The following is a 15039-nucleotide window of genomic DNA, read 5'->3' as shown; positions in this document are numbered from 1 at the left end:
ATATCAAAAAACAGTATCTTGATTCTCAGTAGAAAAATTTCGCTTACATTTGTAACTAGAACAGAATACGAAAAGATATTACTTCCTTGATCCTTCTGTCATAGCGAAGAGATCACGATTTCCGAGCATTCTGGCGAAGATTACAGATGATCAAAGCTGGCCACGGCAAGCGCAGCTACTGCTTCGGCGCCGATCGCAGCCTGATAGCCGACGAACCGCTATCTCAGCGGCCAGATTCTGTGGACCAAGAACGATTAGGGAAGCCGACGGTGCCAGGCGCGAGGTCTTTCCCCCGCCCGGCAATTGCAGTCGCTTGCCCGATATTGTAGCCCTGCACCATGTCGCCCGAGCCGGATGATATCCTTGCCAAAGCCTGGGAACGCCACGCCCAGCTCCATCCCGTGCATCCGGATGAACACTTCGTGCCCGACAACACCTATCGCCTCAAGGCGCCGGGCTACTGGCTCATCCTGAGCGGGCTGGCGGGGCTGCTGATGTTCGTGGTGATCTGGCGCGCGCCGGTCGATCTTGGCAGCGCCGAGATCCGGCGTACCGTCCTCGCCCTGCTCGCGACGCTTGCCGTTGGCGGCGGCCTCGTCGCCCTGCGGCGTCACCGCCTGAACCTGGTCCGTCAGCCTTCCGCCGATCCCCTCGAGGAGCCCGAGCGGCCTTTCTCGCTCAGCGGTCTGCAACTGCTGTTCGTGCTCGCCTGCTTTGCAGCGATGACGGCCGTGCTGCTGCTGACAGCCCCGGCGAGCCTAGTCTCCGCCGTGCTGCTGACCGCGCTCTTCGTCCTTCCTGTCGCGATCCTGCTCACCTGCACCATCGCCACCCTGCTGCATGCCCTGCGCTGGCGCCTCGCCCGGCGTGCCTATGCCCGGCGCTACAACGAGCCGGATCTTGGCTATTTCGAGGTATGGGACAGGACGTAGACAATCGCAGGCATCCTTGCCTGCTCTTGGAAGCGAAACGTTTGTTGGATGAGAAGGGCAGGCAAGGATGCCCGCGATCCCAGGCTTAAGCCGCCCAGCCGAAGGCGACCTTCTGCAGCTTGCTGTCGCCGAAGCGCTCGACCATGGCGTCCACCTTCACGCCGCCGAGGCGCTGGTAGAAGTCGCAGGCCCGCTGGTTGTCCGCCAGCGCCCAGATCACCATGCCCTTGACGTCGTGGCCGCTGAGGTCGCGGCGCACGGCGTTGAACAGGCGCTTGCCCAGGCCGACGCCCTGATATTCCGGGCGCAGATAGAGTTCGAAAATCTCGCCCTGATAGGGCAGGCTCGCGGCACGATTGCGCCCATAGGTCGCGTAGCCGGCGATCACGCCGCCGAAGGACATCACGACGATGCGGGTCTTGCGGTCGATGGCGTAGCGCCACCATTTGGCGCCGCGCCGCTCCACCAGCCGCTCCAGCTCACGTCCGGGGATGACACCGCGATAGGCGTTGCGCCAAGCCGCATCATGCACATCCGCGATGGCATGGGCGTCGTCCGGCCGAGCCAGACGGATCTCTATGGCGTCGATGCTCATGGGGAAAGAATAAGCGGGAGGAGGTCGATCCTGCAAGTCCTTTGCAGGGAGGCCACCGGGATTTGATCGGCCTGGGAACGCGAACTCCCTGGGATCGCAGGCGTCTCGCCTGCTCTTGGAAACGATGCGGTTCAAGGTGCAGGCGAGACGCCTGCGGTCCCAGGAAGCCCCGTCAGCCTTCTCCTCCCCTGTAAGCGTGCCGCTTCGCAGATGCAGGCTGGAAGCCTGCGCTCCCAGGGAATAATTCTGTTGCAAGCCGGGCCCGCTCCCTGTTGAAAGGCGGCGAAAGGGAACCGCATGTCCTCCTCCCCCATCGCCAGCCTCCTTCCGGTGCCCTCCGACCACCCCCGTCAGGCGAGCGGCAGGATCGGCGTGCTGCTGGTCAATCTCGGCACGCCCGATGCGCCGACCTATTGGCCGATGCGCCGTTATCTCAAGGAATTCCTGTCCGACCGCCGCGTGATCGAAGTGCCGCGCCTCCTGTGGTGGCCGCTGCTCAACGGCATCATCCTGACCACGCGGCCGGGCAAGAGCGGCGCGAAATATGCCTCGATCTGGGACAAGCAAGCCAACGCGTCGCCCTTGCTGGTGATCACGCAGCGCCAGACCGAGAAGCTGGCCGAGGCGATGGCGGCGCGCGATCCGCGCCTCATCGTCGATTTCGCCATGCGCTATGGCAAGCCCAGCATCGCCGAGCGTCTCGACGGCCTGCGCGCCAGGGGCTGCGACCGCATCCTGCTCGTGCCGCTCTATCCCCAATATGCCGCCGCCACCACGGCGACGGTCTGCGACAAGGCTTTCGAGCATCTGATGACCCTGCGCTGGCAGCCTGCGCTGCGCGTGGCGCCGCAATGGCATGACGATCCCGTCTATATCGAGGCACTGGCAAGCTCCGTGCGCCGGCATCTCGCCGGGCTCGATTTCGAGCCGGAGGTGCTGCTCGCCTCCTTCCACGGCGTGCCCAAGACCTATCTCATTCAGGGCGATCCCTATTACTGCTTTGCCATGAAGACGGGCCGGCTGCTGGGCCAGGCGCTCGGCCTCGACGAAAGCCGTTTCAAGATCACCTTCCAATCCCGCTTCGGCAAGGAGGAGTGGCTGAAGCCCTATACGGACGGGACGGTGGAGGCCCTCGCCAAGGCAGGCACCAAGCGCCTCGCCATCGTCGCGCCTGGCTTCGTGGCCGACTGCCTGGAGACGCTGGAGGAACTGGGCGAAGAGAACCGCGAGGTCTTCCAGCACAATGGCGGCGAGAAGTTCGCCTATCTGCCCTGCCTGAACGACAGCCCCGAGGGCCAGCGCGTGCTCGAGCATGTGGTGACGCGGGAGCTGGCGGGCTGGGTGTAGTGCCTGGGTGGGCGGACGTCTCGTCCGCATCTTCCTATCTGTAAACGCACTGCCTCCAAGATGCGGACGAGACGTCCGCGCACCCGGGAATCTAAGGCCTCCCGTGCCGCACCCCACTTGAAAAACCACACAAAATGTTCCAAGTCCAAAAAATCGGCGGCGTGCCCGCCGTTTTAGCGTGTGGGTGACCTCCATGGCCGGGACTCTTCGTAAACGTGACCGGCAGCAGGCAATCCTGGCCGAGTTGCATGCCTCGCCCTCGATCCGCATCTCGGAGCTCGCGCATCGCTTCGATGTGGTGACCGAGACCATCCGCCGTGATCTCGACGAACTCAGCGAGCAGGGCCTGCTCAGCCGTACCTATGGCGGCGCCGCCGGGCCGCCACTCGACCTCGAGCCCTCGCTCGACGACCGCTACCGCACCAAGGTCGACCAGCGCTCGGCCATCGCCCGCGCCGTGCCCGGCCTCCTGCGCAATGGCGACACCATCATGATCGACGCCGGCGCCACCACCATCTATGTCGCGAGACGCCTGGCGGCCGAGCTGAAGAACCTCACCGTCATCACCACCAGCTTCGGCGTCGCCTCGGCGCTGGCCGTCAACCCGAGCATCCGGGTGATCGTCTGCCCCGGCGAGTTCGACATGGGCGATGGCGGCGTCGGCGGGCCGGATACGCTGGCCTATCTGCGCAAGTTCAACCCCACCTACGCCATCATCGGCGCCAGCAGGGTCGACGCCAACGGCCCGAGCGACGAGAACTCGATGTCGGCCTGGAACAAGCGGGTGATGATCGAGCGGGCGGAGGCGGTGATCCTGGTGGCCGATCATTCCAAGTTCGAGCAGGCGGCGCTGGAGCATGTCTGCGCCCTGGACGAACTGGACTATCTGGTGACGGACGGCAGCCCTTCCACGCAATTCGCTGCGGCGCTGAAAAAGGCAGGGGTCGGGGTGAAGGTGGCGGAGGCTTAGGGGCGCGAAAGCGTTTTCTGTGACGCCGGCGGTCGGATGAACACATCGCCGTCTTGTCCATAAAAGGCGCGGGTCATCCTTCCCCGACTGCGGGGAAGGTGGCTGAGCGAAGCGAAGTCGGAAGGGGTAGGGTGGCGCCTGCCTGGCTTGAAAACCGGCTCCGTGGCGTCACTCTCCCCCTTCCGGCCCGGCTACGCCGGTCCACCTTCCCCGGAGTCGGGGAAGGATGATCCGCGCCCTTTGCTGCAATGTGCGAACCTGACAGCCTCGAGGAAGGCCTACTGCGCCCTCGCCCCGATCAGCGCCTCGACGAACTCCGCAAAACCCTGGCCGCCCCGCTTCGTGGTCACCCATCTCGGCGGCGCGCTGAGCTGGTCACGGAAATCGAGTACATTGGCCACCCCTACCGAATTGGCGAAGAAGCCGAACATCGGCATGTCGTTGGGGCTGTCACCGACATAGGCGACGGCTTCCGGCGTCCGGTCCACGTCGACGCCCAGGACATCGGCGAGAAAGGCCCTGCTCGTGGTCAGCTTGTCGTAGTGGCCGAACCAGCCATTGACATGGATGGAGGAGATCTTGGCCGTGGCGCCCGCCTGCTCGAAGAGCTCGACGATCCGCCTGACGGCCGATGGCGGCAGGCGTGGCACATCCTCGCAGAAGTCGATGGCAAGGTCCGCCTCGCGATAGGCCTGGTCGGCCGAGACGGCGGCTCCGGGCACTTCGGCGAGCACCGTCTGGCGGATGGCCTCGAGCTTCTCGCGGTCGATGCGCCTCTCTGCCCGGTCCCTGGCGTAGTGGCGGATCATGGTGCGGCTGGCATCGTCATAGCGGAAATAAAAGGCACCATTCTCGCCCACCACGCCGGCCACCGGCCATTGCCGGGCGATGAGGTCGCACCAACCGGCAGGGCGGCCGGTGACGGGCACCACTGCGATCCCAACCTCGGCCAGCCGCGCCATGGCGTCATAGGCGATGGGGGGCAGGCGACCGTGATCGGTGAGCGTATCGTCGATGTCGGTGAGCACCACCCGCACGATGCGCCGGGCGGCAAGCGGGAAACCGGCCAGCGGATCAAGCATGGGCGGCAGGCCGGGCCGTCTCGGCCGCGATGAAATCGTCGAGCTCCCCGGCGGCCTCGGCGAGATCCAGCACACCGAAGCGGTCGCGGATGCGGCGGGCATTGCGCAGCGCCTCGCGATAGAAAGGCTCGGGAATGCCGACATCGGCGGGTTTGACCGGCGCGTTGACGTTTTCGAGCGCCGCCTTGACCTCCGTCGAGGGGCGGCTGACGGCAAGGAGGCGCCGACGAATGTCGGGCCAGTCGGCGGCAAGGCGCCGGTTGAGCGCGGCGGCGCCCTCCTCGTCCAGCAGCTTGGGCTCGAAGGCGTTCCAGCATTCGGCACCGAGCTCCGCCCCGAATTCGCGGGCGAACACGGCCGGGGTGTCGGCGTTCGCCCGGATGGCAAGGCTGGTCCGGCCGAGCACGCGCTCCTGCAGCCGCGCCACCGTCACCGTGGTCACCGCGATATGCTCGCCGTGATAGGCCATCGGCAGGTTCTGGCCACGCATGTCGATATAATGGGCGATGAGATGCTCGCCCTGGCTGGCGGGATAGGATCCCCCCGCCAGCGTCATGCCGAAGCCGGAAAGCACCAACATGCGGGCGAGCAGGGCGACGGCCGCGCGGTCGCCGGCTATCAGACGGCCTGGATCGGCCATCAGCGCCGCCTCCTCCTCCCTCTGCAGCGCGAAGGGGGTGTCGCGATAGGGCGTGCCGCGGATGAGATGCGACATCAGCCAGTCCGTCTGTGCCGTGCAGCGGCAGATGGAATCGCCGAAGCCGGCAGCGATCAGGCGCTTGGGCGCCGCCGCCAGCACGTCGAGGTCGAGGAAGACGCCCTGCGCGGCGGTGGAGGCGAGCGACTTCTTCAGCCCCTTCTCGGTGATGGCTGCGGAAGAGGAGGTGTAGCCGTTCATCGACAGCGCCGTGCCGAACACGGCATAGGGCTTGCCGGCCAGATGCGCCGCGTGCTTGACGATATCGTTGATCGAGCCCGAACCGACCGCGATGAGCCCATCCGCCTCGCGGCTCCTCGCCCGGACCTCCTCGACCACCTCCATGTCCGGATGGGGATGGGGATCGAGCACGATGCTTTCGACCAGATGCCCGGTGGACAAAGCTCCGGCCACCGCCTCACCCATGGCGCGGCGCGTGTCGGCGTCCATCACCACGGCAAGGCGCCGGCCGAGACCGAGCGGCACCACCAGCTGAGCAGCGACAGGCGCGAGACCCGTACCGATCGTCACCTTGCGGACAGGTACGGACAGGCGCTCGCCGGTTTCGCTATCGGTGAGGGTTCCTTCGAGAAGCCGGTCGAGAAACAATTGCGACATGGGTATTCACACGGGGGTCAACGGGGGGGCTGTCATCGATCGGTCGAGGCGCGACGTCTGAAACTCCCTTCCCCTTGTGGGGAAGGGTCGGAGATGGGGGTCAAGCGGGATAAGGTGAATCCCTCGCCGATGGGCCCCCGCCCTTATATTCCCTCCAGCACCTTCAGCCTGTCCGCCGTTCCCCGGCTTCGCTGCCGCAGGCTGCGAGAACGTCGGCGAGCTGGGACAGGGTCGAGCCCTTGGTCGGGCTGAACGAACCGTCGAAGACGGCCGAACCGATGGTGAAGGCGTCGGCCCCGGCCGCATCGAGGGCGCGGATCTTCTCCACCGAGGTGACGGAGCCGGCAGCAATCAGGAGGCCCGAACCAAGGCCCCGCCGCGCTGCCCGCACAAGCTCGAGCGGATCGGCCTCGGTGGCGCGATAGGCGAGAAGGTCGGCGCCGGCGCAGCCCTTGCGCATGAAGGTGCGGCAATGCTGCTCGATCTCCGGCGCGTGGCCGCCGAGCTTGGTGGGATGGCCTACCGGCCGGCCCGGGAAGGGAAAATAAGCGGTGGGGCTGCCGGCAAGGATCTCGAGCGTCTCATCCACCAGCGTGCCGCCGAGCAGACGGTCGATGCCGAGATTGCGGGCGATGCGGGCCGAGCGCAGGCAGTCCTCCGGGCTGGTGGAGACCACCTCCATATAGGAGGTCGCGCCGGCATCGCGGATCGCCTGTGCCAGGCGCTCCAGCACGGGCAGCGGCACGCCGACATCCTTGAAACCGACATGGCCGAGGCGGAGCGGGGCGATCTCGCGCACCAGCTCCAGGCAATCCTCGACCGTCCGGTCGCTGCGCGTCAGCATGAAGATGAAATCCATGGCGGCGGCTTCTCCTGGTATCGGCGACTGATAGTTGGAAATATCACATTTTATTTTGGAAGAGCAACAAATATCCAACAAAAGATATGCGACAATTGGGCGAGGGGGCGCAACCGGCTCACCTTATCCTCAGGCTCCTCATCTCGCCCAACCCCTCCGTCAAAACATCGGCGTCAGGGCGTCGAACAGTGTCCGGTAGCGTTGATAGGCCACCTCATAGGCTGGTACATCCGCGGCAACCGGTTCAGTGCGGCTGGTCGGGAGCGGCAGACGGGCGGCGGCTTCGGCAAGGGAAGGTTCGAGCCCGGCGGCGGTTGCGGCCAGCAGCACGCCCGCCATCGGCGCGGCATCGACGCTTTCGGCCCGCTCCACCGCCTGGTCGAGCACGCCCGCCCGGATCTCGGCCCAGAGCGTGCTGCGTGCGCCGCCGCCGACGAGGAGGATTCGATCCGTGGCGACGCCGAGCTCGCGCAGCCGGTCGATGACATCGCGCATGGCGAAGGCACAGCCCTCCAGCACCGCCCGCGCGAGGTGGCCGCGATGGTGGTGGGCGGCCAGTCCGTAGAACACGCCCCGCGCGCCCGGCTGCCAGACTGGCGCCATCGCCCCGTTCAGCGCCGGGATGAAGGTCACGCCCCCACTGCCCGCCGGCACGCCGGCGGCAGCCTCGGTGAGAGCGGCCGGATCGGCAAAACCCACCAGATGGCGCAGCCAGGTCACCGCGCCGCCCGAAAGCCAGCCCGGATTCTCGATGAATGAAAAGCCGGAGACAAAGCCATGCGTCTCGACCAGATTGAGGGGATCGATGACCGGATGGGGGTGCACCGCTCCCACCACTTCGGCCGTGCCGAGAGAGCACACAACCGTGCCCGGGGTGACGATGCCGGCACCGAGCGGTCCGGCGAAATCATCGCCCGTCCCGACCGCCACCGGGATGCCTTCGCGCAGGCCGGTGAGCGCGCTGCCCGCTGGCGTCAACCCGCCGGCGCTGGCGCTGGCCTCGCCGATTTCCGGCAGCTCGCTGGCCGAGACGCCGAAGCCCTCCAGCAATTCCGGGCGGAAGCAGCGTTCCGCGAGATCATAGAGCATGGTGGTGGAGGCCAGGCCATGATCGAACACAGCTCGGCCGGTCAGTCTTTCCACCACATAGGAGACGGGCTGGTGGAAACGCACGGCACCCGGCCGGCGCTGCTTCAGCCAGCGGATCTTGGCAGCCATGTGCGAGGGATCAAGCACGCTTCCCGTGCGCTCCCGCACCAGGCCGGCCGGGATATCGGCAATCTCCATTTCGGCGCGCCGGTCCATCCAGATCAAGGCGGGCCCGAGGGCACGGCAGGCGGCATCGACCGCAATGCAGCCGTCGAGCTGGCCGACAAAGCCGAGCGCGGCGACATCGCCGGCTCTCGCTCCTGCGGCATCGAGGCAACCCGCGATCGCCGGTCTCAGGGCGTCGAGCCAGAGCTGGGGGTCCTGCTCCGCTTCGCCTGGCGCCGGCGTCTGGAAGGGATAGGCGATGGAAGCGCTGCCCAGCGGGTTGAGGTTGCGATCGGCGGCCACCGCCTTCAGCGACTGCGTGCCGATATCCACCCCGATCACGATCATGCAGGCGCTCCCCCTGTAGCAAAAGGCGAATCAACGCCTACCTCCGCGGTAAAGGCGCGACGCAAAGGACTCCCTTCCCCCTTGCGGGGAAGGGTAAGGGGATGGGGGTCCCTTAGGAAGGGCTGTTCCCTACCGTCAGAGACCCCCACCCTCTAATCCCTCCCCACAAGGGGGAGGGAAGCAGCAAGCGAATCGCCTTTCCTGTTCAAGCCCTGCTCGATTGGCGCTCCGGTGGGCCTGCAGAAATGACAATCTGTCATTGTTGGAATATTCCACAATAAATATTGCAAGTCCAACATTCTTGGCGCAGTCTGTCACAAGTTGATGTTTGCAGCCGGCAGCCCGTCCAAACGTCCCTGCCGCCGCGAACCGACAAACGAAAGAGGACCATCAACGGTCCCGCGTGCCATCAGCGGAGATCCTTCCATGTCGTCAGTCACTTCGGCAGAACCGGCGCAGCTCAGGCGCAATTCTGTCGGCCTCGCCAGCGCGGTGATCATGTCCGCCGCCATCATGGGGCCGGCGGTCTCGACCTTCTTCAACCCGCAATTCTCGACGCCCTTTTCGGGTGAAGCCACGCCTTTCGTCTATGTCGCCTGCCTTATCGTGATGCTGATCACGGCGAGCGGCGTGATGGAGATGGCGGCGGTCGCCCCCAGCGCGGGCTCCTTCTACACCTATGTCTCACTCGGCCTCGGCCCCACCATGGGCTTCGTCGCCGGCGGGCTGATGTTCGTGGCCTATGCGCTGCTGCCGCCGATCGAGATCGCGCTGATCGGCGCCTATCTGCAACAGACGATCAAGCAGGCCTTCGGTTTCGACATACCCTGGATCGCCATCTCCATCCTGCCCTGGATCGCCATGACCGTGCTGGCTCTGGAGGGCATCCGCTCCACCCTGCGCACCGCGATGACGCTGTTCGTCCTGGAAGTGGCCATCGTACTGCTGATGGCGGTGATCGTCATGGCCTCGGGCGGCGCGCATGGCGTCACCGCCACGCCGCTCACGCCGTCAGCCTCGCCCAGCGGATTGCAGGGCCTGATAACGGGCGGCGTGTTCGCGGCGCTCAGCTTCGTCGGCTTCGAGGGCGCCACCACCCTGGGCGAGGAGGTACGCAACCCCCGCCGCAACGTGCCGCTCGCCATCGCGCTTTCCACCCTCGCCGTCGGCCTCATCTATGTCTTCTGCATCTGGGCCGAGGTGATCGGCCTCGGGCCGGACAAGGTCAACGCCCTCACCGGCTCCTCCACGCCGTGGAACGACCTCGCCTCCCTCTACGCACCCTGGATGACACCGCTGATCATCGTCGCCTCGGTGTCGTCAATGGCGGCGGTGATGGTCAACGGCAACACCGGCGTGGTGCGCGTGCTCTTCGCCATGGGCCGGGAGGGCATGCTGCCCTCAGCGCTTGGCTTCATCGATCCCAAGCATGGCACGCCGCGTAACGCCGTCTATTTCCAGAGCCTGTTCAGCGCCTTGGTGGTGATCGCGGTGGGCGCCGTTTCGGGGGGCCTCGCCAATCCGGACGGCGGCAGCAATGTCTATGGCTATTGCGGCTTCGTGCTGACGCTGGCGATCCTGCTGGTCTATATCCTCGCCAATCTCGCCGCGATCGCCTTCTTCCGCCGCCGCGGCGATGCCCATCCGCTGCGCCAGATGCTGTTGCCGGCGCTCGGAGCGCTGCTGATCGCGGCGCTGTTCATCGCCCAGATCATCTTGCAGACGGACCCACCCTATACCTGGATGCCCTGGATGATCGTAGCCTGGCTCGTCCTGTGCATCGCTGGCGCCGGGTGGCTGCGCATGAACCGGCCCGACGTGCTGGCGAAAGCCGGTGCCGTGCTGGCGGCGGAGGATTGAGGAAGGGCGCGGCGCGCCTCCCCCAGCTTCGTGGGCATCGAATTCACACATCTGCGCCGTCAGGAAGAGGCGCAGGTTATCCTTCCCCGACTGCGGGGAAGGTGGCTGAGCGAAGCGAAGTCGGAAGGGGTAGCGTGGCGCCTACCCGGCCTGAAAACCGGCTCTGTCGCGTCGCTCTCCCCCTTCCGTCACCGCTGCGCGGCGACACCTTCCCCGAAGCCGGGGAAGGATGAGCCGCGCCCTCTACTGCGATGTGTGAATTCGACGGTGACGAAGCTAGGGAAGGCTCAAGTCGCGCCTTCTTCTCGCTACTTCACGATGGCCAGGGCGCGATCGAGCGCCGTACCGAAGCCCTTGAGCGAGACGTTGAAGACCAGCGGCTTGGCCGTGGCGTCGATCGACTTGGTGTTGAGCTTGACCTGGCTGCCGTTGCGCAGCGCCGCGATGGTGCGGGCGTCGAGGCTTAGCGGCACCAGGCAGCCGGCGGGGATGCAGGTCTGGAAGGGCAGCGCCTGCCCGCTGGGATTCTGGTCGAGGGCGAGCGCGACGCCGGCCGAGAACAGGAGGCCGAAGGGCATCACCAGATTGCCCGTCATGCCGCCATCGGGCGTGGGTGAGAGCTCGACGGCCAGGACGCGCTGGCCGCTCTTCTGATCCGACAGCACCTCCTGGAGGGTGCATTGCTTGACATTGTTCGGCGCGCTGCAGAACACCCGCCAGTCCTCATAGGTCTCCTGGAGCGAGGAGGCGCCGCCCGGCAGCGGCGACGGTGCAGCGGCCGGGGTCTGTGGCTGAAGCGGTATCGTGGATTGGCCCTGGGTCTGGGGGGCGGCCTGGGCCGGCGGCGTCTGCGGCGGTGTTTGCGCTTGGGCAACGCCAGCCAGAAGAACGAAGGCAAGGCTCAGGGCGGTCTTCAGCATCATGTCCTCAAAGGGGCCGTGCGCACGCCCCGATTGCGAAAGGGAAGGCAGCCAATACACAGTTCTGGCGTCGTGGCTATAGGCTCCTGTGGAAAAGCAGCCGCTCTCCCTGGAGTATGATGCGACAACCGGATGTCATTGGCATGCCGGAACGGTGACAGCCTTTCGCCTTGACTTCGCACCCCTCCGAACTCAACTTCGGTGGGGATATTTTCTAGAGTGGGTGGCGATCATGGATGTTGAAAAAGCAATTGCGCTGGTCACCGCGGCCGGCATCGGGGTCACAGACCGGCGCCGCAACGAGGAAGACAGCGGCTGGCGCCTCTGCTTTGCCAATGGCGCCGAACTCGAAGTGAAGGACAATGGCGAGCTTGCCGCCTCCGGCAAGGGCGCCGACGACGTGGCCAAGCTTCTCGACCTGCCGGGCAATCCGGGCGCCAGCTGACGGGAGCGCGGACATCTTGTCCGCCCCTGTTTTTATCAGCGAATGCCGCAAACGACAGCGTTTCGAGGCGACGTGTCACATCCGTGACGCCTCATTTTGGCGCGCCGGTGCTTCCAAGAGCGGACGAGACGTCCGCGCTCCCAGGCTTGTACCCATCCGTCAGTGTGCCCAGGAAGGCGACGACATCGTCGATCTCGCTGTCGCTGAGCGCCGGCTTGTCGCCCTGGTGCCGGTCGAAGGGCGGGTCCATGTTGAGGTTGGCCTGTGCGCTCCTGGGCAGGTCGTTGTATTTGTCGACCGTGCCGTCGGGATTGCGCGGATACCATTTGCCCGGGTCGGTCTCACGGTCGACATAGAACGCCACCGCCTGGCGCAGCGAGTGGAAGACGCCGTTATGGAAGAAGGTCTGACGTAGCGCCACGTTGCGCAGGGTCGGCGTGCGGAACAGGCCACAATAGTTGGGCCGGTCACGAAAATCGGTGCGCAGAGGGCCGCACAGGCCGAGATCGTAATAGTTCGGATCCTTATTGGCGGGAATGTCCGGATTGCGCGGCACGCCGAGGGCGATCAGCCCGTAATCGGTGAACTGCGGAGGCGTGCCGTCATTGCCGCGCTGGCTGACATGGCAAGAGGCGCAATTACCCTTGTCGGCATCGTTGAAAAGCTGGAGACCGCGGGCTTCCTGCGCCGTCAGCGTTGCTGTGCCAGCCAGATAGGCGTCATATTTGCTCGAATAGGGATAGAAGGTCTTATAGTCCTGCTCATAGACCTCGATCGCCTTGAGCGCCGTCTGCAGCAGGAGGCGCGGATTGGACTGCGCCTGCGGACCGGCCAGCTCGGCGAGCTTCCCGGCATAGGTTGCCGCCCGCAGGCGGCCGATCAGCACGGCCTCGTCCTTGTTGCCCATCTCGAAATCGGAAAGCAGCGTGATCATCGCCTGGTCGCCGCCGCGGTCGACGCGCCCATCCCAGGTCAGGCCGCCTGTCGGGCCGTTGTCGATGCTCTCGTCGGCATCGTCCTCCGATTCGAAGAAATGCTCGGTGAAGGGCGGCACCACCTGCAGATAGGTGAGCGAGGGCACCGCGCGCAGGCCGGGCTGCCGAAGGTCACCTCCGCCCATCTGCACCGCCAGGGCATTGGCGGGGCCATAGGCATGGGCGGGATCATGGCAGGACGAACAGGCGACCTTGCCCGAGCCCGACAGCGAGGGATCGCGGAAGATGTCGTGGCCCAGCGCCGCCAGGGCCTCCACCTGCCGGTTCACCGCGGCCCGCGACATCACGGGACTGTCCGCTGCCTTGCCGGCAGGATCGTTCGCCGCAACCACGCCCGAGGCCAGGCCGACAGCAGCCAGCGCTAGCGTTCCCGCCACCCAGTGCTTTATTGTTGTGTCGTAAAGTGGCTTTATGTTGAACATACACCCTGGCCTGCGGCACGTTTTCGGACGTTTCGCGAGGTATGGTGCAGGATGCATATGAAGATATCAACACAGGTGGAATAGGAAGGGTGCCAGCATGCGGGCGCGGTTTATTGGAACGGTCTCGGCCCTCAGCCTTATCATCGGGGCGATGACCCCGGCACTTGCGGGTGGGTATAATGATGATCCTTCACTCAACCTGAAGCTGATCGACACCGTGGTGGTGATCTATGCCGAGAACCGCAGCTTCGATAATCTCTTCGGCAATTTCCCCGGCGCCAACGGCCTGCAGAACGCTTCTCCCACGGCCACGGTGCAGCTCGATCGCGACGGCACGCCGCTGAAGGAGCTGCCGCCGACCTGGGACGGCTTCACCGCCAAGGGCGTGACGCCGCCGGTGACGCAGGCCCAGACCGAGCATATGCCCAACCGCCCCTTCCGCGCCGACGATCCCCAGGGCTTCAACCTTAGCCTCGGCACCATCACCCACGACATGTGGCACCGCTTCTACCAGAACCAGATGCAGGTCGACGGCGGCAAGAACGACAAGTTCGTCGCCTATGCCGATGCGGGCGGTGCGGTGATGCAGACCTGGGACGGATCGAAGACAGCGATGTGGGGCGTCGCGCAGAAATACGCCCTTGCCGACAATTTCTTCATGGGCGCCTTCGGCGGCTCCTTTTTCAACCATCAATGGCTGATCTGCGCCTGCGCGCCCTATTACGCCAATGCCGACACCAATCCGGCCAAGCCTTCGATCGCCGCGGTCGAGGCCGATGGCGTGACGTTGAAATTGGCGGCCAATTCGCCGAAATCGGCCATGGACGGCATTCCGAAATTCGCCGCTGACGGCAACCTCACGCCGGACTTCTATGCCGTGAATACCATGCAGCCGCCCTACCAGCCGAGCGGCAATGATCCTGCCAAGGGCGGCGATCCAGCCATGGCCGACCCGGCCAAGCCCACCACCCTACCCCCGCAGACCGAGCCCACCATCGGCGACCTGCTCAGCCTCAAGCACATCACCTGGGCCTGGTATGCCGGCGCCTGGCAGGACGTGCTCGACCACGGCAACAAGACGCCGGTGCCGAACTTCCAGTACCACCACCAGCCCTTCAACTATTACGCCAATTTCGCGCCGGGCACCGCCGCCCGCAGCGAGCATCTGCGTGACGGCGGACTCGTCGGCGCCGAGTTCATCAAGGCGATCGATGCCGGCACCCTGCCGCAGGTTTCCTTCTACAAGCCGCAGGGCAACCTCAACGAGCATTCCGGCTACGCCGACATCCAGTCGGGCGACACCCATCTCGCCGACCTGATCAGCCATCTCGAGAAGAGCCCGCAATGGCCGCATATGCTGGTTGTCGTCACCTATGACGAGAATGGCGGCATCTGGGACCATGTTGCCCCACCCAAGGCCGACCGCTGGGGCCCCAGCAACCGCATCCCGGCGATCATCGCCTCGCCTTTTGCCCGCCGCGGCTTCGTCGACCATACGCCGATGGACACGACCTCGATCCTGCGCTTCATCACCCGCCGCTTCGAACTGCCGACGCTGCATGGCATCGAAGTGCGCGACAATGCGGTCGCCGCCAACAACGAGCCGCCGCTGGGCGACCTGACGAGCTCGCTGGATCTGAAGGGGAAGTAATCCTGGGAGCGCAGGCAGAGATGCCTTGGGCGCGGCTTTGCAAA

General features: G+C 65.4%; 13 protein-coding genes. 6 read left to right on the top strand and 7 right to left on the bottom strand.

The annotated features are described in order from the left end of the window. Nucleotides 1-338 precede the first annotated feature (338 nt). Nucleotides 339-932, top strand: a complete 594-nt coding sequence (locus QQL24_RS02070) for a hypothetical protein (RefSeq protein ID WP_284310217.1) — start codon at nt 339-341, stop codon at nt 930-932. A gap of 85 nt (nt 933-1017) precedes the next feature. Here QQL24_RS02070 and QQL24_RS02065 read toward each other — a convergent pair whose 3' ends face one another. Then, nucleotides 1018-1527 (bottom strand): GNAT family N-acetyltransferase, encoded by a 510-nt coding sequence (locus QQL24_RS02065; RefSeq protein ID WP_284310216.1) that lies wholly within the window; start codon nt 1525-1527, stop codon nt 1018-1020. A gap of 297 nt (nt 1528-1824) precedes the next feature. On the opposite strand from QQL24_RS02065, the gene hemH reads away from it, so the two are divergent. Both hemH and QQL24_RS02055 read left to right on the top strand, forming a co-directional pair. Then, complete coding sequence (gene hemH / locus QQL24_RS02060; protein WP_284310215.1) at nt 1825-2874, top strand: ferrochelatase; 1050 nt, start codon at nt 1825-1827, stop codon at nt 2872-2874. A gap of 193 nt (nt 2875-3067) precedes the next feature. Then, the gene (locus tag QQL24_RS02055; RefSeq protein ID WP_284310214.1) at nt 3068-3844 is read left to right on the top strand and encodes a DeoR/GlpR family DNA-binding transcription regulator; all 777 of its coding nucleotides are present in this window, start codon (nt 3068-3070) and stop codon (nt 3842-3844) included. Nucleotides 3845-4122: 278 nt separating this feature from the next. On the opposite strand, the gene QQL24_RS02050 is transcribed toward QQL24_RS02055, so the two are convergent. From QQL24_RS02050 to QQL24_RS02035, 4 genes are all read right to left on the bottom strand, one after another. Further along, entirely contained in the window at nt 4123-4926 is an 804-nt protein-coding gene (locus QQL24_RS02050) for an HAD family hydrolase (RefSeq protein ID WP_284310213.1), read from the bottom strand. Beyond that, nucleotides 4919-6241 carry an iron-containing alcohol dehydrogenase gene (locus tag QQL24_RS02045; protein ID WP_284310212.1) on the bottom strand — a complete coding sequence of 441 codons (1323 nt, stop codon included), beginning with the start codon at nt 6239-6241 and terminating at the stop codon, nt 4919-4921. The genes QQL24_RS02050 and QQL24_RS02045 overlap by 8 nt, the downstream gene beginning before the upstream one ends. Before the next feature lie 163 nt (nt 6242-6404). Then, nucleotides 6405-7100 carry a 4-hydroxythreonine-4-phosphate dehydrogenase gene (locus QQL24_RS02040; RefSeq protein WP_284310211.1) on the bottom strand — a complete coding sequence of 232 codons (696 nt, stop codon included), beginning with the start codon at nt 7098-7100 and terminating at the stop codon, nt 6405-6407. A 159-nt stretch (nt 7101-7259) separates the two neighbouring features. Next, nucleotides 7260-8702 carry a xylulokinase gene (locus tag QQL24_RS02035; RefSeq protein WP_284310210.1) on the bottom strand — a complete coding sequence of 481 codons (1443 nt, stop codon included), beginning with the start codon at nt 8700-8702 and terminating at the stop codon, nt 7260-7262. Between the two features lie 426 nt (nt 8703-9128). Here QQL24_RS02035 and QQL24_RS02030 point away from each other — a divergent pair, with 426 nt between their 5' ends. Further along, nucleotides 9129-10562 carry an APC family permease gene (locus QQL24_RS02030; protein ID WP_284310209.1) on the top strand — a complete coding sequence of 478 codons (1434 nt, stop codon included), beginning with the start codon at nt 9129-9131 and terminating at the stop codon, nt 10560-10562. Between the two features lie 308 nt (nt 10563-10870). Here the strand turns inward: QQL24_RS02030 and QQL24_RS02025 are convergent, their stop codons facing one another. Beyond that, nucleotides 10871-11482 carry an invasion associated locus B family protein gene (locus QQL24_RS02025; protein WP_284310208.1) on the bottom strand — a complete coding sequence of 204 codons (612 nt, stop codon included), beginning with the start codon at nt 11480-11482 and terminating at the stop codon, nt 10871-10873. A gap of 232 nt (nt 11483-11714) precedes the next feature. On the opposite strand from QQL24_RS02025, the gene QQL24_RS02020 reads away from it, so the two are divergent. Beyond that, nucleotides 11715-11927 carry a hypothetical protein gene (locus QQL24_RS02020; RefSeq protein WP_284310207.1) on the top strand — a complete coding sequence of 71 codons (213 nt, stop codon included), beginning with the start codon at nt 11715-11717 and terminating at the stop codon, nt 11925-11927. 91 nt (nt 11928-12018) lie between these two features. On the opposite strand, the gene QQL24_RS02015 is transcribed toward QQL24_RS02020, so the two are convergent. Continuing rightward, complete coding sequence (locus tag QQL24_RS02015) at nt 12019-13344, bottom strand: cytochrome-c peroxidase (protein ID WP_284310206.1); 1326 nt, start codon at nt 13342-13344, stop codon at nt 12019-12021. Nucleotides 13345-13495: 151 nt separating this feature from the next. Between QQL24_RS02015 and QQL24_RS02010 the strand changes: the two genes are divergently transcribed. Continuing rightward, complete coding sequence (locus tag QQL24_RS02010) at nt 13496-14995, top strand: acid phosphatase (protein WP_284310609.1); 1500 nt, start codon at nt 13496-13498, stop codon at nt 14993-14995. The last annotated feature ends 44 nt before the right edge of the window (nt 14996-15039 follow it).

This window comes from Labrys miyagiensis (assembly GCF_030160835.1).
Lineage (GTDB): Bacteria > Pseudomonadota > Alphaproteobacteria > Rhizobiales > Labraceae > Labrys > Labrys miyagiensis.
This window is presented reverse-complemented; position numbering and strand designations above follow the sequence as displayed.